Source organism: Rhodococcus quanlei (assembly GCF_055231015.1).
In genome coordinates this window covers 97,955-124,461 of record NZ_JBUYWD010000003.1, presented here as the reverse complement: position 1 = coordinate 124,461, position 26,507 = coordinate 97,955, and the positions used below count along the sequence as shown (strand labels likewise).

26 protein-coding genes and 1 pseudogene are annotated in these 26,507 nt (G+C 64.5%); 21 read left to right on the top strand and 6 right to left on the bottom strand.

Going from position 1 to position 26,507, the window contains the following annotated elements; all coding sequences use genetic code 11:
* Nucleotides 1-14: 14 nt before the first annotated feature.
* The 4 genes from ectA to ACZI8Q_RS02420 form a co-directional block, all read right to left on the bottom strand.
* The gene (gene ectA / locus ACZI8Q_RS02435) at nucleotides 15-530 is read right to left on the bottom strand and encodes a diaminobutyrate acetyltransferase (protein ID WP_463371904.1); all 516 of its coding nucleotides are present in this window, start codon (nucleotides 528-530) and stop codon (nucleotides 15-17) included.
* Nucleotides 531-672: 142 nt separating this feature from the next.
* A complete protein-coding gene (locus tag ACZI8Q_RS02430; protein ID WP_463371903.1) occupies nucleotides 673-2,775 on the bottom strand; it encodes a RecQ family ATP-dependent DNA helicase in 2,103 nt (700 codons plus the stop codon).
* A 57-nt stretch (nucleotides 2,776-2,832) separates the two neighbouring features.
* Nucleotides 2,833-3,723: a ribokinase gene (locus ACZI8Q_RS02425; protein ID WP_463371902.1), complete on the bottom strand. Its 891-nt coding sequence runs from the start codon at nucleotides 3,721-3,723 to the stop codon at nucleotides 2,833-2,835.
* 33 nt (nucleotides 3,724-3,756) lie between these two features.
* Nucleotides 3,757-5,220 carry an MFS transporter gene (locus ACZI8Q_RS02420; RefSeq protein ID WP_463371901.1) on the bottom strand — a complete coding sequence of 488 codons (1,464 nt, stop codon included), beginning with the start codon at nucleotides 5,218-5,220 and terminating at the stop codon, nucleotides 3,757-3,759.
* Nucleotides 5,221-5,441: 221 nt separating this feature from the next.
* Between ACZI8Q_RS02420 and ACZI8Q_RS02415 the strand changes: the two genes are divergently transcribed.
* The 11 genes from ACZI8Q_RS02415 to holA all read left to right on the top strand — a co-directional run bounded on the left by ACZI8Q_RS02415 (nucleotide 5,442) and on the right by holA (nucleotide 16,228).
* Complete coding sequence (locus tag ACZI8Q_RS02415; RefSeq protein ID WP_463371900.1) at nucleotides 5,442-6,803, top strand: glutamate-5-semialdehyde dehydrogenase; 1,362 nt, start codon at nucleotides 5,442-5,444, stop codon at nucleotides 6,801-6,803.
* A gap of 71 nt (nucleotides 6,804-6,874) precedes the next feature.
* Nucleotides 6,875-7,777: an AAA family ATPase gene (locus tag ACZI8Q_RS02410; protein WP_463371899.1), complete on the top strand. Its 903-nt coding sequence runs from the start codon at nucleotides 6,875-6,877 to the stop codon at nucleotides 7,775-7,777.
* A gap of 13 nt (nucleotides 7,778-7,790) precedes the next feature.
* The gene (locus ACZI8Q_RS02405) at nucleotides 7,791-9,254 is read left to right on the top strand and encodes a vWA domain-containing protein (protein WP_463371898.1); all 1,464 of its coding nucleotides are present in this window, start codon (nucleotides 7,791-7,793) and stop codon (nucleotides 9,252-9,254) included.
* Nucleotides 9,255-9,273: 19 nt separating this feature from the next.
* Nucleotides 9,274-10,038, top strand: coding sequence for a nicotinate-nucleotide adenylyltransferase (nadD, locus tag ACZI8Q_RS02400; RefSeq protein WP_463371897.1), 765 nt, complete (start codon nucleotides 9,274-9,276; stop codon nucleotides 10,036-10,038).
* A 23-nt stretch (nucleotides 10,039-10,061) separates the two neighbouring features.
* The gene (gene rsfS, locus ACZI8Q_RS02395) at nucleotides 10,062-10,469 is read left to right on the top strand and encodes a ribosome silencing factor (protein ID WP_463371896.1); all 408 of its coding nucleotides are present in this window, start codon (nucleotides 10,062-10,064) and stop codon (nucleotides 10,467-10,469) included.
* On the top strand, nucleotides 10,466-11,116 hold the full coding sequence (locus tag ACZI8Q_RS02390) for a histidine phosphatase family protein (RefSeq protein ID WP_463371895.1): 651 nt from the start codon (nucleotides 10,466-10,468) through the stop codon (nucleotides 11,114-11,116). Before rsfS ends, ACZI8Q_RS02390 begins: the two co-directional genes overlap by 4 nt.
* Nucleotides 11,103-11,891, top strand: a complete 789-nt coding sequence (gene octT, locus ACZI8Q_RS02385) for a diglucosylglycerate octanoyltransferase (RefSeq protein WP_463371894.1) — start codon at nucleotides 11,103-11,105, stop codon at nucleotides 11,889-11,891. Before ACZI8Q_RS02390 ends, octT begins: the two co-directional genes overlap by 14 nt.
* A gap of 2 nt (nucleotides 11,892-11,893) precedes the next feature.
* Nucleotides 11,894-12,802, top strand: a complete 909-nt coding sequence (locus tag ACZI8Q_RS02380) for a DegV family protein (RefSeq protein ID WP_463371893.1) — start codon at nucleotides 11,894-11,896, stop codon at nucleotides 12,800-12,802.
* 57 nt (nucleotides 12,803-12,859) lie between these two features.
* Nucleotides 12,860-13,693: a ComEA family DNA-binding protein gene (locus ACZI8Q_RS02375; RefSeq protein WP_463371892.1), complete on the top strand. Its 834-nt coding sequence runs from the start codon at nucleotides 12,860-12,862 to the stop codon at nucleotides 13,691-13,693.
* A 20-nt stretch (nucleotides 13,694-13,713) separates the two neighbouring features.
* Nucleotides 13,714-15,303 carry a ComEC/Rec2 family competence protein gene (locus tag ACZI8Q_RS02370; RefSeq protein WP_463371891.1) on the top strand — a complete coding sequence of 530 codons (1,590 nt, stop codon included), beginning with the start codon at nucleotides 13,714-13,716 and terminating at the stop codon, nucleotides 15,301-15,303.
* A complete protein-coding gene (holA, locus tag ACZI8Q_RS02365; RefSeq protein ID WP_463371890.1) occupies nucleotides 15,257-16,228 on the top strand; it encodes a DNA polymerase III subunit delta in 972 nt (323 codons plus the stop codon). Before ACZI8Q_RS02370 ends, holA begins: the two co-directional genes overlap by 47 nt.
* A gap of 86 nt (nucleotides 16,229-16,314) precedes the next feature.
* On the opposite strand, the gene rpsT is transcribed toward holA, so the two are convergent.
* Nucleotides 16,315-16,575, bottom strand: coding sequence for a 30S ribosomal protein S20 (gene rpsT / locus ACZI8Q_RS02360; protein WP_012688238.1), 261 nt, complete (start codon nucleotides 16,573-16,575; stop codon nucleotides 16,315-16,317).
* Between the two features lie 298 nt (nucleotides 16,576-16,873).
* Between rpsT and ACZI8Q_RS02355 the strand changes: the two genes are divergently transcribed.
* Nucleotides 16,874-17,752: an SGNH/GDSL hydrolase family protein gene (locus ACZI8Q_RS02355; protein WP_463371889.1), complete on the top strand. Its 879-nt coding sequence runs from the start codon at nucleotides 16,874-16,876 to the stop codon at nucleotides 17,750-17,752.
* Nucleotides 17,753-17,755: 3 nt separating this feature from the next.
* Here the strand turns inward: ACZI8Q_RS02355 and ACZI8Q_RS02350 are convergent.
* Nucleotides 17,756-18,319, bottom strand: a pseudogene (locus ACZI8Q_RS02350) (type II toxin-antitoxin system PemK/MazF family toxin).
* Between the two features lie 95 nt (nucleotides 18,320-18,414).
* Between ACZI8Q_RS02350 and ACZI8Q_RS02345 the strand changes: the two are divergent.
* The 9 genes from ACZI8Q_RS02345 (at nucleotide 18,415) to ACZI8Q_RS02305 (ending at nucleotide 26,483) form a co-directional block, all read left to right on the top strand.
* The gene (locus ACZI8Q_RS02345; protein ID WP_463371888.1) at nucleotides 18,415-19,305 is read left to right on the top strand and encodes an SGNH/GDSL hydrolase family protein; all 891 of its coding nucleotides are present in this window, start codon (nucleotides 18,415-18,417) and stop codon (nucleotides 19,303-19,305) included.
* A gap of 106 nt (nucleotides 19,306-19,411) precedes the next feature.
* Complete coding sequence (lepA, locus tag ACZI8Q_RS02340) at nucleotides 19,412-21,253, top strand: translation elongation factor 4 (RefSeq protein ID WP_463371936.1); 1,842 nt, start codon at nucleotides 19,412-19,414, stop codon at nucleotides 21,251-21,253.
* A 20-nt stretch (nucleotides 21,254-21,273) separates the two neighbouring features.
* Nucleotides 21,274-22,242, top strand: coding sequence for an NAD(P)H-dependent flavin oxidoreductase (locus ACZI8Q_RS02335; protein ID WP_463371887.1), 969 nt, complete (start codon nucleotides 21,274-21,276; stop codon nucleotides 22,240-22,242).
* 34 nt (nucleotides 22,243-22,276) lie between these two features.
* On the top strand, nucleotides 22,277-22,468 hold the full coding sequence (locus ACZI8Q_RS02330) for a hypothetical protein (protein WP_463371886.1): 192 nt from the start codon (nucleotides 22,277-22,279) through the stop codon (nucleotides 22,466-22,468).
* A gap of 122 nt (nucleotides 22,469-22,590) precedes the next feature.
* Nucleotides 22,591-22,683: an Ms4533A family Cys-rich leader peptide gene (locus tag ACZI8Q_RS02325; RefSeq protein WP_463371885.1), complete on the top strand. Its 93-nt coding sequence runs from the start codon at nucleotides 22,591-22,593 to the stop codon at nucleotides 22,681-22,683.
* Between the two features lie 120 nt (nucleotides 22,684-22,803).
* On the top strand, nucleotides 22,804-23,832 hold the full coding sequence (locus ACZI8Q_RS02320) for a sulfate ABC transporter substrate-binding protein (RefSeq protein WP_463371884.1): 1,029 nt from the start codon (nucleotides 22,804-22,806) through the stop codon (nucleotides 23,830-23,832).
* Nucleotides 23,833-23,839: 7 nt separating this feature from the next.
* Nucleotides 23,840-24,679: a sulfate ABC transporter permease subunit CysT gene (gene cysT, locus ACZI8Q_RS02315; protein ID WP_463371935.1), complete on the top strand. Its 840-nt coding sequence runs from the start codon at nucleotides 23,840-23,842 to the stop codon at nucleotides 24,677-24,679.
* The gene (locus ACZI8Q_RS02310) at nucleotides 24,676-25,482 is read left to right on the top strand and encodes a sulfate ABC transporter permease (protein ID WP_463371883.1); all 807 of its coding nucleotides are present in this window, start codon (nucleotides 24,676-24,678) and stop codon (nucleotides 25,480-25,482) included. The genes cysT and ACZI8Q_RS02310 overlap by 4 nt, the downstream gene beginning before the upstream one ends.
* A complete protein-coding gene (locus ACZI8Q_RS02305; RefSeq protein ID WP_463371882.1) occupies nucleotides 25,479-26,483 on the top strand; it encodes a sulfate/molybdate ABC transporter ATP-binding protein in 1,005 nt (334 codons plus the stop codon). The genes ACZI8Q_RS02310 and ACZI8Q_RS02305 overlap by 4 nt, the downstream gene beginning before the upstream one ends.
* The last annotated feature ends 24 nt before the right edge of the window (nucleotides 26,484-26,507 follow it).

Sequence of the window (26,507 nt, the reverse complement as noted above, 5' to 3'; positions counted from 1 at the left end):
TCCTCCGGGGCATGCTATTCGCCGATTGTGTACAAATCCTCGGCTTCGTGTCCATCGGGAAAATTCTCGGGCAGGAACAAATCCTGCCGAGTGATGGTCGTGTTGCGGCGGCGCGCGAGCGCGGTGAACAGCGCGATCGACGCCTCGTTGTCGGGGCTGATCGTCGTCTCGAGATGTGTCACTTCCTCGGGGGCGAGACGATCGAGCAGTTCGCTCAACATACGGCCGGCAAGGCCTTTTCCGCGCTGATCGGCGTCAACGGCGACTTGCCAGACCATCACGGTGTGGGGAGCGTCGGGGCGGATGAACCCCGTCACGAACCCTACGACCCGGTCGGCGACAACCGAGACAACCGACGTGCGGCTGAAATCTCTGCACCACAACAGGTACGCGTAGCTCGAATTGAGATCGAGCACTTCCGTATTCCTGGCGATCTCCCAGAGCCGGACTCCGTCTGCGATCTGTGGGCTGCGAAACAACACCGCGTCCGGCGCGGTGGTCGGGATACCACTCTTTTGATCAGGCTTCATTGGAACTATGAACGTAACAATGATCGGTGTCGATTTCATCCGACCCACGGAAATGGACACTCCAGACACGGTGCCCCTGCAGGTGAGACGGCGGATGTGAGCTACATCACATTCCCGGGCTGTTCGGGTGTGGCGCGGAGGGTCAGCGCGGGCTCGCGAGCGCGAACGGCAACACGCTGTCCGCACCGGCTCGGCGAAGAGTTCGTGCCGCCATCGTCATGGTCCAACCGGTATCGGTCAGCGGGTCGACCAGCAGGACCGGACCGCTTGTGCCATCGAGATCGTCCCGTGTTTCCCAGTTGTCCACCAACCCTGCCACGCGATAGGCCGAGTTTGCAGCAGAAACCGGGGGATGACCCTGGCGCAGCCGCAGAACACCCAGGTAGTCGAGGCGACCCACTCGTGCGAGCGCCTCGCCGAGGGACGCAGACAGACTCGGATGCGTGGGTGATTCCACAGCGATGACCGACGTGGGGCGCTGCTCCCAGTCCCACGCGGCCAGCACCGTGATGCACGCCGAGACGATCTCGTCGGGGACGGGTCCGTCGCCCTCGTCCAAGAGTGCACGCAGGCGCTGTCCCCAGCCCAGGTCGGACAGACGCCCGAGGATTCGACCTGGTTGCGGACCGTCGGTGATCTTGCCCGACAGGTCCACACCGAGCTTCGTCAATCCGGTGGGCCACTGCTTACGGGGCGCCAGATCCAAGCCGGGCCGCTCGAGCCGCGCACGGGTGGTGCCGAGCGAACTCGGATCGACCGTGGTGTCGTGCGTCGTTCCGGTGCAGTTGTCGCAACGGCCGCAGCCCTCGGCATCGGCACGCAGGCCCGGATCGTCCAATTGCCGCCGTAGGAAGTTCATGCGGCAGGTGGTGATGTGCTGGTACTCGACCATGGCGCGCTGTTCGGCCTCGCGCGCCTGCTCGAGCCGTTCGTATCGCTGCGCGTCGTACTCCCACGGCCGACCGGTCGCGATCCACCCGCCTTTGACGCGGCGAACCGCGCCATCCACGTCGAGCACCTTCAGCACCATCTCGAGGCGACTTCGACCGAGTTCCACAAGCGGCTCGAGAGCGGGCGTGGACTGTGGACGGGTGTCGTCCAGAACGTCGATGACGCGCCTGACCAGATGCTCACGCGGGAAGGCGACGGACGCGAAGTAGCTCCAGATCTGTTTGTCTTCCGCCCCGGGCAGCAGAACGACCTCTGCCCGGTCCGTCGAGCGCCCAGCACGGCCGACCTGCTGGTAGTACGAGATGGGGGAGGACGGTGCCCCGAGATGCACGACGAATCCCAGATCGGGCTTGTCGAAGCCCATGCCCAGGGCGGACGTGGCGACCAGTGCTTTGACGCGATTGTTCAAGAGGTCCTGTTCGAGCGTTTCTCTCTCGGCGGCGTCGGTTTGTCCGGTGTAGGCGGCAACGCTGTGGCCGCGGTCGGTGAGAAGTGCGGCGAGATCGCGAGCAGCGGACACGGTGAGGGCATAGATGATGCCGGACCCCGGTAGGTCGGCGAGCCGATCGCACAGCCAGGCCGCCCGTGCCGTGACCTCGGGTATGTGCACAACAGACAGGTGCAGTGACTCTCGTTCGAGGCCGCCCCGGAGAACGAGAGTTTCGCCACCACCGACCCCGAGTGCAGTGGAAACGTCGTCGACCACCCGGTCGTTCGCTGTGGCAGTGGTCGCGAGGACGGGAATGCCGGTTCCGAGTTCGCTGATCAGAGTTTTGATCCGCCGGTAGTCCGGGCGGAAGTCGTGACCCCAGTCCGATACGCAGTGGGCCTCGTCGACCACGACCAGTCCGGCGTCCGAGGCGAGCGACGGCAGTACCGCGTCGCGAAAGTCCGGATTGTTGAGACGCTCGGGACTTACGAGAAGTACGTCGAGTTCGCGCGCTGCCACCTGCCGGTGGATCTCGTCCCATTCGGTGACGTTTCCGGAGTTGATGGTCGCCGCGCGGACACCGGCACGTTCTGCTGCTGCCACCTGGTTGCGCATGAGGGCCAGGAGGGGAGACACGATCACAGTCGGGCCGTGGCCTCCCGACCGCAGCAATTTTGCGGCAATGAAATAGACCGCGGACTTCCCCCAGCCGGTGCGCTGAACGACCAAGGCCCGACGACGCCCCACCACCAGTGCCTCGATGGCTACCCACTGATCGTCGCGCAGTTCGGCATCGGGCCCGGCGAGTTCCTGGAGCAGACGCTGGGCCTCGTCACGCAAGTCGGGCGCAGTCGCAGTAGTCATGGCACCCATGGTGCACGACGGGCCCGACAGCGCTGGACGAATGGAACTTCCGTCCCGTCAGATCGTGCGAACGTCCCGTTCGTCTGATGCGGATGCGGTTGCCGCGCCCGCACCGGCGCGAGTAGTGGCCAGAGCGCCCGCTGCGCACGCGTACTCGAGAGCCTCGTCCGGTCCCAGATGCCATGCGACGGCAAGAGTGCCGGTGAAGGCATCCCCGGCTCCGGTGGTGTCGACCACATCGACGGCGGGTGACGGCGCATGTCGCACACGTCCGTCGGGTCCGCGGTGATCCGCACCGGCTTCCCCCAGCGTGGTCACCACATGTGGGACGGCGGCGACCGCGTCGCGGCCGAGAGCTTCCGCCTCGGATTCGTTGACGACCAGCACGTCGACGGATGCCAACAGGTCCTGCGGGAGGTCTCGCATCGGAGAAGGATTGAGCATCACGATCGTGCTGTGGGTATGCGCATGCCGTGCTGCAGCCGTGACGGTCTTCAAGGGGATCTCGAGTTGGCACAACAAGACGTCCGCGGAAGCGATGGTTGCCAGATCGTCGGCGTCGAGATCGTCGAACTGCGCATTCGATCCCGCAGCCACGATGATCGTGTTCTGCCCGCGTGCGTCCACGGTGATCGCAGCGATCCCGCTGGGGCCGTCCACCTCCCGCAGGCGTGCGGTACCTACGCCGGCGTCTGTGAGGCAGCGGCGCAGATCCGCGGCGAACGGGTCCGACCCGACCGCGCCCACGAAATCGACCGTGGCGTTCGCCTGCGCCGCTGCTACGGCCTGATTCGCGCCCTTCCCGCCCGGCCTCGCGGCAAAGGATTCACCGAGCAGCGTTTCGCCCCGTTCCGGTAAACGAGCCGTCGCAGTCGTCAGGTCCATGTTGATACTGCCGACCACGACGACGCGTGGGTCGTTCGCCGGAGTGCCTGCGGATTCGGGCATGAGCCGAGGCTAGCTCTATCGGTTGGTCTCCGGTCACTGGACTCGGATGTCGTCTCCGCGTTGCGAGCGCTCCTTCTCGGCGTTCAGGACACGGCTGCGCTCGATAATGCGCCGTGCTTCCTTCTCGGTCGCCACGGACGGTGGCGATCCGTCGAGTGGCTTGCGTGCCGTTTCCGGAATCAGCAGGACGGTGACGGTACCGATCACCGCCGCGACCATCATGTATCCGGGGGCAACGAGATCGCTGTCGGTGGCATCACCGAGTGCCGTGAGGATCAGCGGTGTCGTACCTCCGAAGATCGACACCGCCAGGTTGTAGCCGATGGCGAGCCCGCTGTAGCGGATGCCTGTCGGGAACAGGGCGGGCAACACGGACGGGAACACACCGACGAACAGGAGAAGTAGTCCGCCCAGCACGGTGAGGCCGAGGAAAATCGTCACGTAGCTGCCCATGCCGATGAGTAGATAGGCCGGTAGTGACAACAGGAAGAACCCGACGAATCCCCCCAGCAAGAGTGGCTTACGGCCCACCTTGTCCGAGTACTTCCCGACGAACGTGATGGCCAGCATCATCAGCACCATCACGATGATCATGAGCACGAGTCCGTGTGATTCGTCGTACCCGAGCGTGTTGCTGAGGTAGGTCGGCATGTAGCTGAGCAGACCGTAGTGCGCGATGTTGTAGGTGGCGACGAGCATGATGCACAGCACCAGAGGGCGCCAGTTCTCCAGGAGAGTTTCCCGGAGCTTCTTGCCGGCCGATTCCGAAGCCGCCGAATTCGCTTCAGCCTGCTCCATCTGTTGGAAGGCGGGGGTTTCCTCGAGCTTCAGACGAAGATACAGGCCGATCAGGCCGAGGGGGCCGGCGACAAGAAATGGGATACGCCATGCCCAGTCCACCAAAGTTTCCTCACTGGCAACCGTGCTGATGACGGTGACGAGCGCCGCCGCCGCGGCGTAGCCGGCGAGCGTGCCGAATTCGAGAAAGCTGGCGAAATAGCCGCGACGCTTGTCGGGGGCGTACTCGGCGACGAAGGTGGCCGCGCCGCCGTACTCGCCACCCGTCGAGAATCCCTGGATCAGGCGCAGGACCACCAGCAGGATCGGAGCAGCAATGCCGATCGACCCGTAGCTCGGAATCAGCCCGATCAGGAACGTGCTGCCCGCCATCATGATGATGGTCGTCGCGAGAACCTTCTTACGACCGATCCGGTCACCGAGGGGGCCGAAGAACAGTCCGCCGAGCGGCCGAACGAGGAATGCGGCGGCGAAGATGGCGAACGTGGAAAGGAGCTGGGCCGTGCCGTCGACATCCGGGAAGAAGACCTTGCCGATCGTGGTCGCCAAGTACGCGTAGATACCGAAGTCGAACCACTCCATCGCGTTACCGAGCATGGTCGCTTTGACTGCGCGGTTGACGGCACGTTCGTCGGTGACTGTGACGTCGGGAGAATGGGCAATCTCTTCAGCGGTGATCGATTGATCTGGTGCATTCATAGGTTGTGCGCTCCCCAGCGCGGTCATCGACGGAACGGGGCACGTACCCGATGCACGCATCTTTTCGTTACCCGGTCCGCGATGTGGGTGTCGGGCTTGGTGCTCCCGACGCCCTCCGTCGAGTCCGTTACCGTAACAAAGGAAGTGGTCGAACTCTTGGAAGCGCTGAATGCGGCTGATGCTGCGGTGGCGTCGATTGCGGCCGCAGATAGGCTGTGACCATGACTTCCGTGTCCTTGTCGTCCACTCCCGAGTCGTCCACTCCCGAGCCGTCCACTCCCGAGTCGTCCACTCCCGAGCCGTCCACTCCCGACATCCAGGCGAGCGTGAGCTCGACAGGAGACGACACGCGCGAAGCCGTACATGCGGCGGCTCGAAGGGCGCGCGTCGCTGCCAGGTCGCTCGCGCTGCTCACGACCGCGCAGAAGAACGCCGCGCTCAGTGCCGCCGCCGACGCGATTTCGGCGAACGAGGCCGACATCCTCGCGGCGAACGAGAAGGACATCGATGCTGCGCGAGCAGCAGGGACCGAGGGATCGCTGCTCGACCGGCTACGCCTCACATCGGAGCGGGTCGCGGGTATTGCCTCCGGACTGCTTCAGGTCGCGGAACTGCCCGATCCGATCGGGGAGGTTCTTCGGGGTTCCACGTTGCCGAACGGACTGGAACTGCGACAGCAACGAGTACCTCTCGGTGTCGTCGGCATGGTGTACGAGGCGCGTCCCAACGTCACCGTCGATGCCTTCGGGCTCGCCCTGAAGTCCGGGAACGCCGCGTTGCTGAGGGGTTCGTCGTCCGCCGCGGAGTCGAACCGGGCTCTCGTGGCCGTACTGCGTAGCGCATTGGCCGGGCAGGGGCTATCAGAGGATGCGGTCCAATTGCTGCCCAGCCACGACCGGTCCAGCGTCACACATCTCATCCAGGCACGTGGTCTCGTCGACGTCGTGATCCCGCGAGGTGGCGCCGGCCTCATCGCAGCGGTCGTCGAAGACGCGACCGTGCCGACGATCGAAACCGGAGTCGGCAACTGCCACGTATACGTGCACTCGTCGGCCGACACCGCGGTGGCGCAGCGAATCGTGCTCAACGCCAAGACTCGGCGTCCGAGCGTGTGCAACACCGCGGAAACGGTGTTGGTGGACGCGGCGATCGCCGACACCGCCGTCCCGAAACTTCTCGAGGCTCTCGCAGCGCACGACGTGACGGTGCACGGTGAGCTGCCCGGCACGGTCCCCGCCACCGAAGCGGACTGGGCCGAGGAATACCTCGCTCTCGACATTGCGCTGCGAGTCGTGGACGATCTGAACGCAGCGGTCGAGCACATCGATCGGTACGGAACCGGCCACACCGAAGCCATCGTCACCACCGACCTGTCCGCGGCTCGCGAGTTCACGGCGCGAGTCGACGCGGCAGCAGTCATGGTGAACGCGTCGACTGCGTTCACCGATGGCGAGCAGTTCGGATTCGGTGCCGAGATCGGAATATCGACGCAGAAACTGCATGCGCGCGGACCGATGGGGCTACCCGAACTCACCTCCACGAAGTGGATCGTGTGGGGTGACGGTCACACTCGGCCCGTGTAACGCGACAGTCGGCCCTCGCCGGTAGCGGCACAGTAGTACAGCAACGCAGTAGTACAGCAAGAGGAGCAAGCGTGGATCGAGCACTTCCGGAAACCCGGCCGTTTTTCGCGAGCGTCGACGATGTCGTCACCAAACTGGCGAAGACCGGATATCTGGCGGACAAGGCGACGGCCACTGCAGTGTTCTTGGCCGACCGGCTGGGTAAGCCGCTGCTGGTGGAGGGGCCGGCCGGTGTCGGTAAGACCGAGTTGGCTCGTGCCGTCGCCCAGACCACCGATGCGGAACTGGTTCGGTTGCAGTGCTACGAGGGTGTGGACGAGGCGCGGGCGCTGTACGAGTGGAACCACGCCAAGCAGATCCTGCGTATTCAGGCAGGCGGAAGTGGCGGAGTCGATTGGGACTCCACGAAGCTCGACGTGTTCTCCGAAGAATTCTTGCTTCCGCGCCCGCTGCTCAAGGCGATCCGCAGAGATGCACCGACAGTGTTGCTCGTGGACGAAACGGACAAGGCGGACGTCGAGATCGAGGGGCTGCTCCTCGAGGTGCTCAGCGATTTCGCCGTCACGATTCCCGAGTTGGGCACGATCACCGCCAACCGGAAGCCGTTCGTGGTGCTGACCTCGAATGCCACGAGGGAACTGTCCGAAGCGCTGAAACGTCGCTGCCTGTTCTTGCACCTGGATTTCCCGGACGCCGACCTCGAGCTCCGGATCCTGGCGAGCCGTGTTCCGGAGTTGCCCGAGCGCATTGCCGAGCAGCTGGTACGCACGATTCGGGTGTTGCGTTCGATGGGGCTGAAGAAGACCCCGTCGGTGGCAGAGACAATCGACTGGGGGCGCACCGTGCTCGCTCTCGGCCTCGACACGCTCACCGATGACACGCTCGACACCGACGCGGTGCGTGACACCCTGGGTGTGGTGCTGAAGCATCGTTCGGATCAGCAGCGCGCAGCCGCCGAACTGCGCCTGAACTGAAGGCACCACCGACATGGCTGCGTCATCACGATCACCGCGATTCCGACCACACGGACCGGCGGCTCCGCACGGATTGGCCGGCCACCTCGTCGGCTTCGTCGAAGCGCTGCGGGCCCGGGGTATTTCTGTCGGCCCTTCCGAAACCGTCGACGCCGGCAAGGTGATGTCGGTACTCGATCTGCTGGACCGCGAGGCTCTGCGCGAAGGCCTCGCCTGCGCCGTACTTCGGCGGCCGACGCATCGCAGCACGTTCGACGCATTGTTCGACCTGTGGTTTCCGCCGGCGATCGGTGTCCGTTCGGGTGGCAAGATCGATACTTCCTTGCCTCGGGACGAGAACGGTGACGTCGACATAGAAGTACTGCGCGATCTCATCGCGGAATTGTTGATCGACGGATCCGCCGAAGCGATCGAACTCACCGAACTGCTCACCACGCAAATGGTGGAGGAACTGGGCCGTTACGAGTCGACCAACGGACCGTCGTTCTCCGCGTACCAAGCGCTCAAGGACGTGTCACCGGATACGCTGCTGAAGAAAATCCTGGACGGTCTTCTGGGAGGTGGCGGTGGTGACGATTCGGTGGCGCCGTTCGTCGACGAACACCAGTCGGAGATCGCGCGACGCACCGCAGCGCACAGGATCGCGGATTTCCGGAAGATGGTCGCCTCGGAGACCCGGCGTCGCTCGGCAGAACACCTGGGTAAGGAACGGGTAGCGACGTACGGCGTTCCGAAGTTGGCGGAAGAGGTCGATTTCCTGCGTGCGTCGGACACCGAACTCACGGCGCTTCGGCGAAATGTGACGCCCCTCGCCAGGCTGCTCGCCAGTCGGCTTGCGGTGCGGCGCAGTCGCAGCAGGGCAGGAGCGATCGACCTTCGCCGAACCCTCCGCAAGTCGATGTCCACCGGCGGCGTGCCCATCGATCTCGTGCATCGCAAGCCGAGAACCGCGCGCCCCGAACTCGTGGTCCTGTGTGACGTCTCCGGTTCGGTGGCGGGGTTCAGCCACTTCACGCTCCTTCTGGTCCACGCCCTTCGTGAACAGTTCTCGAGGGTTCGGGTGTTCGCCTTCATCGACACCACCGACGAGGTCACCAGGTTCTTCGACAGTGGATCGGATCTGGGTACCGCCATGTCCAGGATGATTCGGGAGGCCGAACTCGTCGGATACGACGGGCACTCCGATTACGGTCATGCGCTCGGTGTCTTCGCGGAGCGTTTCGCGGACTCCGTCACTGCCCGAAGTTCGCTCCTGATCCTCGGCGATGCCCGCAACAATTATCGGGACCCGAACACCGCCGCGCTCGCCCACCTCGTCTCCGTCGCGCGGCATGCCCATTGGTTGAACCCCGAACCGGTAGGGCAGTGGGGTACCGGCGACTCGGCCGCGCACGTGTATCGCGAGCTCGTCAGCATGCACGAATGCCGATCGGCACAGCAGCTGGCGGCGGTGGTCGCGGGATTGCTTCCGGTGTGAGCACGTAAACTCGACACCCGTGGAACACGGAACCCAGGTCACCAGGAGACGTCGGCTGGGCGTCATGGGTGGCACCTTCGACCCGATTCATCACGGCCACCTGGTTGCGGCCAGTGAAGTCGCCGACCGATTCGGGCTGGACGAGGTCGTTTTCGTACCCACCGGTCGACCGTGGCAGAAAGAAAGCCGCTACGTCAGTCCCGCCGAGGACCGGTATCTCATGACGGTGATCGCCACGGCGTCCAATCCTCGCTTCTCGGTCAGCCGTGTGGACGTGGACCGCGAAAAAGTGACCTACACGGTCGACACGTTGCGCGATCTGCGAGCGACACATCGCGATGCCGAACTGTACTTCATCACGGGGGCGGATGCGCTGGCGAGCATTCTGTCCTGGCAGGATTGGGAAGAGCTCTTCTCGTTGGCGAAGTTCGTGGGAGTGTCCCGTCCGGGATTCGATCTCGACACCGCGCATCTCGCGGAGCACCTCGGCGACCGTCCGAAAGACGCGGTTGTTCTGATCGAGATTCCTGCCCTGGCCATTTCGTCCACGGAGTGCCGCAGGCGGGCGTCGCAGGATCGTCCGGTCTGGTACCTGGTGCCGGACGGTGTCGTTCAATACATCTCGAAGAGAAACCTGTACCGCCCGCAGGACGCGCAAAGACTGGATGGAGCTGCAACGATGTCGGAACCGGCGCCCGGCAGATCCGAGCAGACGAGCGAACCGAATCGTTCCGGGGGCGCTGCACCGTCACATGATCACCCCCACACCACCACTGAGTCGTAACTCGGCAGAACTGGAGAATTCGAGTGAGCGCAACCACCGAGGCCATCGAGGTGGCAAAGATCGCCGCCCTTGCGGCGGACGAGAAGCTGGCATCCGACGTCATGGTGCTCGACGTGTCCGAACAGTTGGTGATCACGGACTGCTTCGTCATCGCGTCCGCGCCCAACGAACGTCAGGTCAACGCAGTCGTCGAGAACATCGAGGACCGCCTTCGTGAAGCTGGGCACAAGCCGGTGCGTCGTGAAGGTACCCGTGAGGGCCGTTGGGCACTACTCGATTTCGTCGACGTGGTGATTCACGTGCAGCACGACGACGAACGCAACTTCTACGCCCTCGAACGGTTGTGGAAGGACTGCCCGACTGTCGAGGTCGAGGGCATCGGCGAGCACCCCACGAAGAGTTCCGCAGGCGAAGGCGAACCCGGGCAGTGAGTGTGCCGCGCGTACGTCGACTCGTCTTGCTGCGGCACGGTCAGACCCGATACAACGCCGACGCGAGGATGCAGGGGCAACTCGACACCGAACTGTCGGACCTCGGACGCGCTCAGGCCGAAGCCGCAGGAAAGGTGATGGGTGAGTTGTCACCGATTGCCGTCATATCTTCCGATCTGCGCCGTGCGCTCGATACCGCCAACGCGGTGGGGGATTGCGTGGGAATGTCGGTGCAGGTCGACGAGCGTCTGCGCGAGACCTGCCTGGGGGATTGGCAGGGCATGACCCACGCGGAGGTGGACGAGCAGTTCCCGGGAGCGCGTGTCGCGTGGCGCGGCGATACCAGGTGGGCCCCGCCGGGCGGTGAGAGCCGTATCGACGTCGCTCAGCGAAGCAAGCCGGTCGTGGACGAACTGGTGGCGAAACTCGACGCCTGGGAAACCGATCCCGTGTTGTTGGTTGCGCACGGCGGACTGATAGCGGCACTGACTGCCACACTGCTCGATCTGCCAGTCGAGCGATGGCCGGTGCTCGGTGGTCTCGGAAACGTGAGGTGGGTTCAGCTCAGCGCCTATGGGGCGGGGGCCGAGCGCTGGCGTCTCGACGTCTGGAACGCTTCCGCGAAGGTGGCTCATGACGTCCTCTGACAGCACACCGGCGCCGAAGTCGGAGAGGCCGGTTCTCCTGGTCCTGGCGGATTCGCTCGCCTACTACGGTCCCGAGGGTGGGTTGCCGTCGAACCATCCCCAGATCTGGCCGAATCTTGTTGGGCGGGAACTCGGTTGGGACGTCGAGTTGGTTGCTCGAATCGGGTGGACGAGCCGAGACGTGTGGTGGGCTCTGACGCAGGATCCACGAGTGTGGTCCGCCGTGCCGCGCGCCGCTGCCGTCGTGTTCGCTGTGGGGGGGATGGACTCGTTGCCGTCGCCTCTGCCGACCGCGCTCCGGGAGCAGTTGCGCTACATCCGGCCACCCGTGGTGCGCCGCATCGTGCGCGCCGGATACCAATGGCTACAGCCGCGACTTGCACCGGTGGGCTGGCCGGTCGCCCTGCCACCTCGGCTCAGCATCGAATACCTGGAGAGTTCTCGTGCGGCTCTTGCGTACATGCGTCCCGGCCTGCCGGTGATCGGCACCTTGCCTTCCGTGCACCGAAGTCAGGCCTACGGCGGAGTGCATACCGGCCGCCCGGCAGCGGTCTCCGCCATCACGGAGTGGGCAGAAGGCAACGACGTTCCACTCGTGGACCTGGGGGAAGCTGTGCGCGACAACATCGAGTCCGGCGATGCAAACCCGGACGGAATCCATTGGGGGTGGGACGCGCACGTGCAGGTTGCCGAGGCGATGGTTCGCACGATCCGGGGCAGCGGGGCATCCGACCGCAGTGCTTTCGGTCGGATGGTTACGGATGGGGGGCTCTGACAGTGCCGGTAGTGATCGTCACCGATTCGTCGGCATGCATCCCCGCCGATCTCGTCGAGGACTACGGGATCGTCGTGGTGCCACTGCACGTCCTCGTCGGCGGACACGATTATCGCGACGGAATCGACGACATCGACCTCGATGCGGGACACGTGTCGACTTCGGGCGCCTCGCCGGCGACGATGCGCGATGCTTTCGGTGAAGCTCTCGCACGTAGTGGTGGCGACGGAGTTCTCGCAGTACACCTTTCGCGCGACCTCTCGGCGACCTGGGACGCGGCTCGCGCGGCCGCCGACGACTGCAGTGGCGAGGTTCGAGTCGTCGACTCCCGATCGGCCGGAATGGGTGTCGGGTTCCCGGTCCTCGAGGCCGCCCGAGCGGCACGCGAGGGAGCGAGCCTCGACGCCGTCTACGAGCGTGCGGTGGACGCAGCGACGCGCGTCCGTGCGTACATCGTCGTCGAGCGTCTCGATCAACTGCGGAAGGGCGGACGAATCGGCGCAGCGGCGGCGCTTCTCGGCACCGCCCTGTCGATGAAGCCGGTTCTGCACGTCCGGGACGGGAAGCTGCTCCTGAAGGAGAAGACGCGGACATCGACGAAGGCTCGCGCCCGCCTCGTGGACCTTGTGGTAGCACGTGCTGGGAATGCCCCGGTAGCGCTCGCCGTTCATCACATGGACGCAGCCGATGTCGCCGAAGACATCGCACGTCGACTGGCAGAGAAGCTTCCGCAGATCGACGAGATCCATGTCACCGAGTTCAGTGCTGTGCTGGGTGCGCACGTCGGACCGGGAGCCGTAGGTGCCGTGATCAGCACTCGCGACCGGCAATCGCCGGAGTCGTCGCCGTCACCTGATTCGTCCCAGCAGGAACCGGAATCTTCCACAGGTGGAGATTCGTCCACAGGTTGATGTCGGACCGTCGCAGGAGCAGGGGGACGGGCCCGGGCCCCTCGTAGAGTCGTCGGTATGGGGGAGAGCGCGAAGCAGTACGCCGACGGACGAGACCGCTTGACGACGATCGGCCGCAGGGAACGGTCGACGGACCTCGACGACGACCGATTCGTCGAAGTGTTCGACACAGCGGACTGGCCGCGACTGGACACGCCGGCCTCTAGAGCTCCGTCCTGGCTGCCCGACCGTTGGCGCGCGGTCCGGTTCGACCCCGAACGGCACGGCGCTGCGACCCTGGTTCTGGTCGGCGCGATCGCGTTGGCGGTGGTGGGTTTCTCCGTGTGGCGCGATCGTCCTGTTGCGCATGCCGTGCCACCGCTTCCGTCGGTCGAAGAGGTGGAGGCGGTTGTCGCTCCGCCGCCAACCAGCGTCCTCGACGTGAGCGATTCGCCCTCCGCGCCTCCGATGCTGGTTGTCAGCGTCGTGGGCCTCGTGCACGTCCCAGGCCTCGTCGAGTTGCCGGACGGGGCCCGGGTCGCCGACGCGCTGGCGGCGGCTGGCGGTGCCAGAGCGGGCGGCGACACCCTGAGTCTGAACTTGGCTCAGCCGCTGTCGGATGGTGATCAGGTGGTTGTCGGTGCCGAAACCGGGGAGCCGCCGGTCTCTGATGGGCCTGCCGGTCGTCGAGGTGCAGACGGTGATGCGGGAGCGACGCCGCAGATGGTGAATCTGAATTCTGCCGACGCGAGCACCCTCGAAACGTTGCCCGGTGTCGGACCCGTGACGGCCGCTGCCATCGTCGCGTGGCGTACCGCCAACGGAAAGTTCGTGTCCGTGGATCAACTCGGGGAGGTCGACGGGATCGGTCCGGCTCGACTGGGAAAGCTGCGGTCGCTGGTTGCGGTGTGACCGGTGTGCAAGGTCGCGGTGTGACCGGCGAGACCGGGAGCGTTCTGGATGCCCGGTTGGTTCCGTTCGCGGTCATCTGTTGGGGTGCAACGTTGCTCGGGATTCTGGCTGGTTCCCGGGTGGCATCGATCGGAGCAGTGGTGATGCTGACGCTGTTCGCGGTGCTTCTCGCGCTCTGGAGCAGGACCAGATCTGCGGCGGTGTTCTCCGGGGCGTCGGTGCTGCTGTTCGGCGCGCTGACATGTTGCGGAATCGGATGGCAGGTCGCGGCGGTGGAGGCTCATCCACTCGGTGTCGTTGCATCCGAACGGTCTTCGGCCGCGGTACGCGCGTCTATTGCCGAGGACCCGACTGCACTCCGGTCGTCCGGTGCCGGCGGATGGCAGCAGGTTCGTGTGCAGGTGCGTGTGGAGGAAGTGCGTATCGACAATCGGAATATTCGGGTCGGGGGAGCGGTGACGGTGCTCGCGCCGGCCGAGGGGTGGTCGGAGCTTCTTCCTGGCCAGAAGGTTCGGTTCCGGGCGAAGTTCGACGTTCCCCGTCGGCCCGATCTCACCGTTGCGGTCGCGTACACCGATGGTGCGCCGCAAGAGGTGGGCTCGGTGTCCTGGTATCAGCGGTGGGCGGCGACCATACGGGGGCGCTTCGCGATGGCGGCGGAGCGGGCATTGCCGCCGGATCAGGCGGGGCTGCTGCCCGGGCTGGTTGTCGGTGACACATCAGGGCTCGATGGTGAGGTCAAGGACGCATTCCGCGCTGCGGGCCTGACACATCTGACCGCGGTGTCGGGTGCCAACGTGTCGATCGTCCTCGGGGCAGTGCTCCTTGTCGTGTCGGCGGTCGGGGTGGGGCCACGTACCGCCGCGGTGCTTGCTGCACTGGCGTTGGTGGCATTCGTGGTGATTGCACGACCGTCACCGAGTGTTGTGCGTGCAGCGGCGATGGGATCGGTGACGATTCTGGCGATGATCACCGGGCGCAGGCGGCAGGCGCTACCCGCACTGTCCGGTTCCGTCGTCGTGTTGTTGCTTCTGCACCCGGAACTGGCGGTGGATTTCGGGTTCGCGTTGTCGGTGGTGGCGACACTCGCCCTGGTCGTCATGGCACCGGTGTGGTCCGACTGTTTGCGTGCACGTGGTTGGCCTCGTTCGGTTGCAGAGACCGTGGCAGTCGCGACAGCGGCATTCGTGGTGACGGCACCTCTGGTTGCGGCGATGGCAGGGACTGTGAGTGTCGTATCGATTGCGGCGAACATTCTGGTGGCGCCCGTGGTGGCGATCATCACCGTGTGCGGCGGCATCACCGCACTGGTAGCAGTGGTGTCGATTCCGGTCGCAGAATGGGGCGCTCGCTCGGTTACGTTACCGCTGTGGTGGCTCCTCACCGTGGCGGACAAGGCTTCCGGGTTCCCTGGTTCTGGGGTGGCGGTGCCGTCCGGCATGTACGGAGCCGTGCTCACCGTTGCTGTTCTCACTGGTGCAGGGGTAGCGGTGTGGCTTGTGGTGAGATGGATGAACCCGGCCCTGCGGCGTACCCGTCGGTGTGGCGTGGCACGATCGTCCCGTGCCGAATTCCGCTCAGGTCGATCAGCTGCATCTCGTGCTCGGTGACGAGGAGTTTCTCGTCGAACGTGCCGTATCGAAGATCGTTTCGGATGTGCGCGGGGCGGGTGGCGGATCGGACGACGACATACCGGTCACCCGGCTTCGGGCCGGCGACGCCACGCCGACCGAACTTGCGGAACTGCTGAGCCCGTCATTGTTCGCCGAGGACAGGATTGTCGTGCTCGAGGCGGCCGGCGAAGCAGGAAGGGATGCTGTCGCGCTGGTACAGGACGCTGCGGCGGATCCACCCGATGGTGTCGTGATGATTGTCGTGCACTCGGGTGGAGGACGCGCGAAGTCACTCGCGGGTTCGCTCGAGAAGCTGGGGGCCGCCGTTCATCCGTGTACCAAGCTGAAGCAGGGCGAACTCGTGGGCTTCGTGCGGGCAGAGTTTCGTGCGCACCGGGTTCAGGTCACGCCGGAGGTGGTGCAGACGGTGCTGGACAGTGTCGGTTCGAATCTGCGTGAGCTGGCGGCAGCTTGTTCGCAGTTGGTTGCCGACACCGGAGGGCGTGTCGACGTTTCCGCGGTCCAGCGCTACTACTCGGGCAAGGCTGAGGTGACGGGCTTCGAGGTGGCGGAGAAGGCTGTTGCGGGTGACAGTGCCGGAGCTCTCGAGGCGTTGCGCTGGGCGATGCTCCGTGGAGTACCCCACGTGCTCTTGGCCGATGCTCTGGCGGACGCTGTGCACGCGATCGCCCGTGTCGCGCCGGTGGCACGGGCCGATCCGTTCCGGATGGCCTCGGAGCTCGGAATGCCACCGTGGAAAATCAAGAAGACGCAGGCACTCGTCGGCGGATGGACACCGGCCACCGTCGGGGAAGCACTACGCGTCGTCGCGGCGCTCAATGCCGATGTCAAGGGCGCGGCCGCCGACGCCGATTACGCCGTGGAGGCGGCTGTTCGCAGGGTGTCACTCCTACACCGGTGAGTGGTTCGTTCGGACGGGTCCCGCGCTGACAGCAAAGAGCCGCCGATCCACGAGGGATCGGCGGCTCTTCCGCGATGAAGAGGTCGTCAGATCTTGTTGACGGCCTGCGCAAGTGCGGACTTCTTGTTTGCAGCCTGGTTGGCGTGAATGACGCCCTTGCTGGCTGCCTTGTCGAGCTTGCGGCTGGTAGCGACGAGGAGCTCGTTGGCCTTGTCCTTGTCACCGGCCGCCGCAGCCTCGCGGAACGAGCGGATCGCCGTGCGCAGCGAGGACTTCACCGACTGGTTGCGCAGTCGAGCTGCCTCGTTGGTACGGATCCGCTTCACCTGGGACTTGATGTTGGCCACGCGTAAAATCCTGTCGTCTTTAGCTGGTTTCGGTCGAGAAAGCTGTGGGTGCACACGCACCGACAGACGAGGTTACCAGTGTTGGGGGCCCGATCCCAAACCGTGGATCGTCCACAGGGTCGCGGACCGGTCTTCGCAGGCGACAAGGTTGGTGTTCGCAGGCGGCAAGGTTGGCCGGTTCGACCGCTCGCGGAGTCGGACCTCACGCCTGCAGCGACCGTCTGCCGAACATGCGGCATGATGAGGCGTCGACGGCCATCGACGTACGTGGCCACAGTGGTACGGATTGGTGGTTGGTGTGACGAAGAATCGGTTGTTCGCTGCAACGGCAGCGGTGTGCGTCGCTTTCACCGCTGTGCTGTCGTCCGGCGCTGTCGCTGCGGCAGACGAGACGGGGGACGGCCCCACCTACGTTGCGCTCGGGGATTCGCGCGCGTCGGGGCCGTTCGTCAACGCGCCGTCGCACCGTAGCTTCTGTTTGCGTTCTGCCGACAAGAATTATCCGGCGCAACTCGCGAAACTGGTCGACGCCAGCACCTTCACGGACGTGACCTGCGCTGCAGCCAAGCCGAAGCACGTCATCGACACCCCGCAGTTCGTGGGGACCGGCTTTGCTCCCCCGCAGATCGAGGCGCTCGATCCGGATACCGAACTGGTGACACTGAGCATCGGCGGCGGTGGCTCGAACCACATGCCGGTGTCGGTGCGGTGCGCGATTCCGGCACCCGGACTCGATTCCGGATGCCGCAACAACCCCGTAGCCGAGCGGCTTGCGGTGGAGGGCATCGACAAGATGCGGGCAGAGGTGGACGCCACCGTGGCAGCCATCGTCGACAAGGCACCTGACGCGCAGGTGTACATCATCGGGCACGGTGGATCGGTCGGGCTACGCAGTTGCTGGCCGATCATGCCGGTGTCGGAGGAGGACGTCGTGTGGTTGCACGACTACTTCGAACGGTTCAACCAGATCTACGTCGAGGCTGCGGAAAAGTACGGAGTGCACTACGTCGACATCGCGAAGGCTGCGGTGGAAGGCGGTCACGATGCATGTGCGCCTACCGGGGAGCGGTGGTTCGAAGGGATCATCCCGCAAGCGTCCGCAGAGCCGGCGCACCCGAACGAATTGGCCATGACCGCGATCGCCGAGATGGTAGCCGCGGACCTGGCGCAGCGATAAGCGTCAACTCCAGCTGAAGTCGTTGCGTAGACGCTGTGCGACGACATCGAACCTGCTGGGCTCCATGATGGCGCCCTCGCGGCGGATGCCGGCTTCGGGAACATCGAGGATGCGATCGAGGCGTAGCCAACTCGGGCGCCCTTCTGCATCCCAACTGCCGGACCCGATGGGGAGCCAATCGGGATGACCGTCGCGTTTGCTTTACGACGACAGCATCAAGCCGAGGAGGGTGTGGCCGTCACGGCCGACGACGAGGACGGGGCGATCCTTGCCTTGTGTGGGGTCGTCCTCGTATGCGACCCAGGTCCACACGATTTCTCCGGGATCTGCCTGGCCGTCCAGTTGCGGCGAGTATTCGATACGCCGGGCGCGCTGCGCCGTCGGGACGAAGGTGGACGCCACCGGGCGACCGGGTGTGGTCGCCGGCGCACCGGACTCCGAGCCGGTCAGTGCTCTGCCGGCCAGCTCGAGTACCCCTGACCGTTGCAATCGACGAAGCAGTTGCGGCCCTCGCGACACCGCGAACCTGCCGAGGTCTCTGCCTATGCTGCTCCACGCACCTGCCATGGTTCCCGAGCCTAGCGGGTGAGCATCGACCGCGAATACGGCATGATTTGCCGGGCGGCGCGATGGGCGGGCCGACCGAGTGTGGAGTGGGTGAGATGGCGAAGCGTTTCGTAGTGAGGGCGGCTGCAGTGGCAGTTTCGGGTTTGGTGCTGTGGGGGAGTGCAGGCACCGTGGCCGTGGCGGGGCCGACCGAGAGTGAGGCGACCGGCACCGGGCTGACGTACGTCGCTCTCGGTGATTCGCGCGCTGCCGGCCCGTTCATCGACCCGACCTCCCACGAGGACTTCTGCATGCGCTCGGACGAGAACTACGCATCCAAGCTGGCCCGTCGGATCGGTGCTTCGGAATTCACCGACGTTTCCTGCATCGCGGCCCAGGTCAAGCATGTGATCGACACCCCGCAGCGGATGGGGACCACGACGGCGCCTCCACAACTCGACGTTGTGGATGCCGATACCGATCTCGTGACCATCAGTATCGGCGGTGTCGATTCCAACCATGTCGTCATCACGCGGGAGAGCTGCGCCATTCCGTTGCCCGGTATGGATCGCCGCTGCCGCAGCAATCCCGAGGTGGAACAGAAGGTCGTCGAAGGGATCGCGAAGGTCGCACCGAAGATCGACCGTGTGATCGGCGCGATCGTCGACAAGGCTCCCAACGCGGAGATCGTGATCGTCGGTCACGGCGGTGCGGTCGGTAACCGGGGCTGTTGGCCCTCGTTGCCCTACTCGGACGAGGATGCGAAGTGGCTGGTCACCTACTTCGAACGGTTCAATCAGGTGTATGTGGATGCGGCCGAGAAGTACGGCGTGCACTACATCGACATCGGTGCCGCCACCGTCGAAGGTGATCACGACCCGTGCGCTGCCCCGGAGGACAAGTGGTTCGAGGGGTTGGTCCCCACATCCTGGGCGCAACCGGGTCACTTCAACGAGCAGGGAATGCAGGCCGTTGCCGAGATGATCGTGGATGAATTGGGTATTTGATTCGCTCGCCAGGGTGCCCTGTGGTCACACGGTCCACCTTGGATATCCTGTGGTGTGACAGTTGGCCCGAATTCGGGTCGGTGCCGGTCCAGGTTAGGGGTTCCCCATCAGCAGCTTTGCAGACAAGACGTTCACGGATCCTGCGCAGATCCGGAACTTCTGCATCATCGCCCACATCGACCACGGCAAGTCGACGTTGGCCGACCGCATGCTTCAGCTGACCGGTGTGGTCGAGGAACGGCAGATGCGCGCGCAGTACCTGGACCGTATGGACATCGAGCGTGAGCGCGGCATCACCATCAAGGCGCAGAACGTTCGGCTGCCGTGGACGGTCGACGGCGAAGACTTCGTCATGCACCTCATCGACACTCCCGGGCACGTCGACTTCACCTATGAGGTGTCGCGGGCGCTCGAGGCGTGCGAGGGTGCGATTTTGCTGGTCGACGCGGCGCAGGGTATCGAGGCGCAGACGCTGGCCAATCTGTATCTGGCGATGGAGAAGGACCTCACCATCATCCCGGTGCTCAACAAGATCGACCTCCCCGCCGCTGATCCGGATCGGTACGCGGAAGAGATCGCGCACATCATCGGTTGCGAACCGGGTGATGTGTTGCGGGTGTCCGGTAAAACCGGTGTCGGTGTCGCCGAGTTGCTCGACGAGGTGATCAAGCAGGTGCCGGCCCCGGTCGGAAACGCGGATGGTCCTGCGCGGGCGATGATCTTCGACTCTGTCTACGATGCGTATCGCGGCGTGGTCACGTACGTCCGTGTCGTGGACGGCCGCATATCGCCACGCGAGAAGATCACCATGATGTCCACCGGTGCCACTCACAACCTGATCGAGGTCGGAATCATCTCGCCCGAACCGAAGGCCAGCGCCGGTCTCGGGGTCGGCGAGGTGGGCTACCTGATCACCGGTGTGAAGGACGTCCGTCAGTCTCGCGTCGGTGACACCGTGACGTCAGCCCGCGGCGGCGCGTCCGATCCGTTGGTGGGATACCGCGATCCGAAACCGATGGTGTACTCCGGTCTGTATCCGCTCGATGGATCCGACTACCCGGTACTGCGTGATGCGCTCGACAAGCTTCTCCTGAACGATGCCGCGCTCGCATACGAGCCCGAGACATCCGTGGCTCTCGGGTTCGGGTTCCGCTGCGGATTCCTGGGGCTGCTGCACATGGAGATCACCCGTGACCGGCTCGAGCGCGAATTCGGCCTCGACCTGATCTCGACATCACCCAACGTCGTGTACCGCGTCGTGATGGAGGACGGGGTCGAACATACGGTGACGAACCCGTCGTACTGGCCGGAAGGCAAGGTACGTGAGGTGTACGAACCGATGGTCAAATGCACGGTGATCGCCCCGAGCGAGTTCATCGGGGCCATCATGGAGTTGTGTCAGGGCCGCCGCGGCGAGCTCGGGGGAATGGACTACCTCTCCGAGAGTCGCGTGGAACTGCGCTACGAGATCCCCATGGGCGAGATCATGTTCGATTTCTTCGATGCCCTGAAGTCTCGTACCAAGGGATACGCGAGCCTCGACTACGAGGAGTCCGGTGAACAGCAGGCAGACCTGGTGAAGGTCGACATCCTGTTGCAGGGTGAGGCTGTCGACGCCTTCTCGTCGATTGTGCATCGCAACGCGGCCGGCGCATACGGCGGCAAGATGACAACCAAACTGCGGGAGTTGATTCCGCGTCAACAGTTCGAGGTGCCGATTCAGGCTGCCATCGGGTCGAAGATCATCTCGCGTGAGAACATTCGGGCGATCCGCAAGGACGTGCTCGCGAAGTGCTACGGCGGTGACATCAGCCGTAAGCGCAAACTGCTCGAGAAGCAGAAGGAGGGCAAGAAGCGGATGAAGACGATCGGACGAGTCGACATTCCGCAGGAAGCCTTCGTGGCTGCGCTGTCGTCCGACACGGCACAGGAGAAGTCGAAGAAGTAGCGTGCGAGAGGACTGACACCGTGGCAATCGATACGTGGCTCACTCGAACTCTGGGGATCGATCATCCGATCGTCGGCGCGCCGATGGGAGGCCGGGCCGGTGGTGCGTTGACCGGTGAAGTGTCGAAAGCCGGCGGAATAGGTCTACTCGGTGCGGCGCGGTATGCCACGCCGGAATGGATTGCAAACGAAGTGGCCACGGCACGCGAGATCGGCGGTGACACGTTCGGAATCGGCTTGATGACGTGGGCGTTGGACGACGACGATTCGCTGCTCGATGCCGCACTGGAACATCGGCCGCCGTTGATCTCGTTGTCGTTCGGTGACCCCGCCCCGTACGTGCCTCGTGCGCACGAGGCAGGTGCCTTGGTCATGTCACAGATCAACTCGGTGGACGACCTCCGCGTGGTGGAGGCGGCCGGCGTCGACGTGGTGGTGGCACAGGGCGGTGAAGCAGGTGGCCACACGGGTCGGATCGGCACACTTGCGCTGCTTCAGGAGGTGTTGGAGTCGACAAGCCTTCCAGTGCTCGCTGCAGGTGGTATCGCCACCGGCCGGGGACTGGCAGCCGTGCTCGCGGCAGGGGCCGAAGGAGCCTTGATCGGGACGGCATTGCTGGCAAGCCCGGAAACGATCGGTCCCGACTACGCCCGTGATCGCGTGGTATCCGCAGGGAGTGCGGATACCGTGTACACCGCAATCTTCGACCGCGCCCGAAGCCAGCCGTGGCCGCAGCGGTGGGGCGGTCGGGCGTTGACCAACGACTTCACCGCCCGCTGGCACGGGACCGACGCGGAAGAGAGCACGCTGGCCGATGCCTATGATCCGACAGATCCGCGCATCGGAGTGGTCTACGCGGGCGAGGCGGCAGGGTTGGTTCACGAATCGGTTCCCGCGGCAGATGTGGTCCGCGGCATTGCCGATCAGGCGGACGAGATGCTTGCACGGTTGCGCACTCACCCACGTCGTCGGTCGCCGCGCACCGGCTAGGCGTACCGGTGTGCCCGGACGTTAAGCTGGGCGAATGGAACGCGCGGCCGGGTGGTGGGACAGCTTCGAGCTGTGGGTTGTCGGACTCCCGTTCGTACCGCAGGTGGTCTTGGTGCTGCTCGTCCTCGTCCCGCTGTGTGCCGCCGTCGCGCGGCTACTCGATCGCGGGCTTGCCGCGGTCTTCGTCCTGCTACGCAGAGACACGTCGAAATCGGAGGATCCATAGATGCCGCGTTCACGAGTCACACTGGCGCTGATCGCACTGCTGATCCTCGTCGTCGTCGCATGGCTGTTGACACTCTGACGTCGTTTCGGGTGGCGCGCCGACCACCTGATAAAGTCGGCTCCGTGCCCGATACTGCCGCCCACCAGGTCCGCCACGAGTTGGCGTTGATTGCAGTCGGCGTGTCGGCAGTCGCCGATATCGCCTGTTACCGATAGCCCTTTCGGTGGGCTGATCCGGCCTTCGATTGACGAACGAATGCCGTTCGATCAGTTGATCGTTCGATTCCCATCCATCCGACGGCTGCGCGCGTGGCCCCATCCGAAAGGTTGCTCGACATGAGACGACGCTCCCGTCTGGTGCTCGCCGTACTGGCTGCGGTGACCGCGATGACGGTGAGTGCGTGCAGCGGTGGTTCGAGTGATGTTCCGGGTGCCGAGCCGGACTCGGGCGGTGAAGCCGGAACGGTCAACCTGTATGCCTACGCGGTGGCCAAAGTCGGGTTCGAGAAGGTGATCCCGGCGTTCCAGGAGACCGAAGCAGGCGAGGACGTCGAGTTTCATCAGTCGTACGGGGCATCGGGGGACCAGTCACGCAAGACGAAGGACGGCGCGCCGGCAGATCTCGTCAGCTTTTCCGTGAAGCCCGACATGACCCGGTTGGTGGATGCAGGGCTCGTTGCGGAGGACTGGAACGAGGACGCCTACGGCGGCGCCCCGTTCGGATCTGTCGTCACGATCGTGGTGCGGGAGGGTAACCCGAAGGGAATTCGCGACTGGGATGATCTCCTGAGACCGGGGATCGAGGTGGTCACGCCGAACCCCTTCAGTTCGGGCTCGGCCAAATGGAATCTCTTGGCGCCGTATGCAGCCAAGAGTGATGGCGGCCGGAACCCACAGGCAGGGCTCGATTACGTGGAGCAGTTGATCGACGAGCATGTCCGGATTCAGCCGAAGTCGGGGCGTGAGGCGACGGAGGCATTCCTACAGGGGGCAGGCGACGCGCTGCTCAGCTACGAGAACGAAGCCCTGTTCATCGAAGCAGAGGGCGAACCCGTGGAGCACGTCACGCCGCCGACAACGTTCGACATCGAGAATTCGGTGGCGGTGATTCAGAACAGTCCTCACCTCGACAAGGCCAGCGCCTTCCAAGACTTCCTCTACACGACGGAGGCACAACGCTTGTGGGCCGAGGCAGGATTCCGCCCGGTCGATCCCGGGGTCGCGAAGGAGTTCGCGGACAAGTTCCCCGAGCCGGAGCAGCTGTACACGATCGACGACCTCGGGGGCTGGCCGACTGTCGACGCCGATCTGTTCCAGCAGGATGTGGGCGCGATCGCGAGGATCTACGGTGACGCAACCAGGTGATGCCGCCATGACATCGACAGTGCCTGCCGGTGGTCGCTCGCGGTTGACGAATGTCACCGGGGCCGTGGGGCCGATCGGCATCGGAATCGTGACCCTCTGGCTGAGTGTGATCGTGTTGCTGCCTCTGGCCGCGTTGACGGTGGCCTCGCTCGATGACGGGATCGGCGGGTTCGTCGACGCTGTGACCGAGCCGGCCGCGTTGGCTACCTTGCAGGTGACCGTACTGGTTTCCGCTGTCGTGGCGCTGATCAATGTCGTGATGGGCACACTCATCGCCTGGGTCCTGGTGCGCGACGACTTTCCCGGCAAACGGATCGTCAACGCGTTGATCGACCTCCCGTTCGCGTTGCCCACCATTGTGGCGAGCATTGTGTTGTTGTCGCTGTACGGTCCCGACAGTCCGATCGACATTCACCTCAACGCAACGCAGCCCGGGCTGGTCGTGGCGCTCGCCTTCGTGACGCTGCCCTTCGTCGTGCGGTCCGTTCAGCCGGTACTGATCGAACTCGACCTGGATGTGGAGGAAGCGGCTGCGTCGCTCGGTGCGAACAATTTGACGATTTTTCGACGGGTCGTCCTGCCCACGTTGGCGCCGGCGATCTTCGGTGGTGCAGGGCTGGCGTTCGCCCGGGCAATCGGAGAATACGGTTCCGTGGTGCTCATCGGCGGAAACATTCCCGGCGAAACCCAGGTTGCGTCGCAATACATTCAGCAGCAGATCGAGATCGACCGACAGGTGAACGCAGCCGCCGTCTCGGTGACGCTCCTTGCGATCGCCTTTGTGGTGCTCTTCGTATTACGGATCCTCGCGGGGCGCAACCAGAGGCGACAGGAGCAGGCCGCGTGAAGACGTCGACGCCGGTCAGGCTCGGGCTGCGCACCGCTGCCCTGCTGTACCTGTTCGGACTGGTCTTCGTTCCGATTCTGATGATTCTCTATCGTGCGTTCGAGCACGGTATCGGTACGTTCTTCGGTTGGATCAGCACGCCCGCAGCCATTTCCGCGCTGAACCTCTCATTGCTCATCGTTGCGATCGTCGTCCCGATCAATGTGGTGTTCGGTGTCGTGACGGCGCTGGCGCTGGTGCGCGGCCGATTCCGCGGGCGTGGGGTTCTTCAGGCGATGGTCGATCTGCCGTTCGCAGTGTCACCGATCATCGTGGGTGTCTCGCTCATCCTGTTGTGGGGAGTGCACGGATGGTTCGGCGGGATCGAATCCCTCGGCTTCAAGGTGATATTCGGCCTGCCGGGGATGGTGCTGGCCACGATATTCGTGACATTGCCGTTCGTTGTCCGAGAGGTCGAACCCGTCCTGCACGAAATCGGTGACGAGCAAGAACAGGCGGCCGCGACACTCGGGGCAACCAAATTGCAGACTTTCTGGCTCGTGACTCTGCCGGCGATCAGGTGGGGTCTCACATACGGGGTGGTTCTCACGATTGCCCGTGCACTCGGCGAGTTCGGGGCAGTGATCATGGTGTCCTCCGGATTTCCGGGCGTATCCCAGACTCTGACTCTCCTGGTGCACGCGCGGTACATCGACGACCACAACACGTTCGGCGCATACTGTGCGGCAACGCTGCTCATGGGGATCGCGCTTGTCGCTCTGCTGCTGATGACTCTGCTCGACCGAAAGAGGGGCACGACATGATCACGGTCACCGGCGCGCGCAAGAACTACGGGGACTTCGCGGCCCTCGACGGCGTGACGATCGACATTCCGGCGGGCAGTCTGACCGCTCTGCTAGGTCCTAGTGGTTCGGGAAAGTCGACATTGCTCCGCGCTATCGCCGGCCTCGAGGGGCTCGATTCCGGGATCGTCACGATCGGCGGGAAGGACGTCACCGGCGTTTCACCGCAGAAACGGGACATCGGTTTCGTCTTTCAGCACTACGCGGCGTTCAAACACATGACGGTTCGCGGCAACGTCGCATTCGGATTGAAGATTCGTAAGCGCCCCAAGTCCGAGATCGCTACGCGCGTGGACGAGCTGCTCGAGATCGTCGGTTTGGACGGATTTCAGCACCGGTACCCGGCACAGTTGTCCGGCGGTCAACGTCAGCGGATGGCTTTGGCACGCGCGCTCGCGGTCGATCCGCAGGTTCTCCTTCTGGACGAACCGTTCGGAGCTCTCGACGCCAAGGTGCGTACAGACCTGCGCACCTGGTTGCGGCGTCTGCACGACGAAGTGCACGTCACGACGGTCTTGGTGACGCACGATCAGGAAGAGGCACTCGACGTCGCCGACCGGATCGCCGTACTGAACAAGGGGCGGATCGAGCAGGTCGGCGTGCCCGAAGACCTTTACGACCGCCCGGCGAACGGCTTCGTGATGTCGTTTCTCGGTCCCGTCGCCAAGCTGAACGGGCAGCTGGTGCGGCCGCACGATATTCGGCTCGGCCGGGATTCGAGCTTGGCGTTGGCGCAGGAATCAGGAACAGCCGAAACGCTCGGCATCACCCGAGCCACCGTACAGCGCGTGGTGCATCTCGGATTCGAGGTGCGGGTGGACCTGGTGAATGCTGCGACGGGGGAGTTGTTCTCTGCGCAAGTGACCCGCGGTGACAGCGAAGCCCTGGGCCTCAAAGCGGGCGAGACGGTGTATGCCCGTGCGACCCGGGTTCCCCAACTCCCGGAGATGGCGCTGTCGTGAAGCTGTAGCAGTGTCATCGTCGGT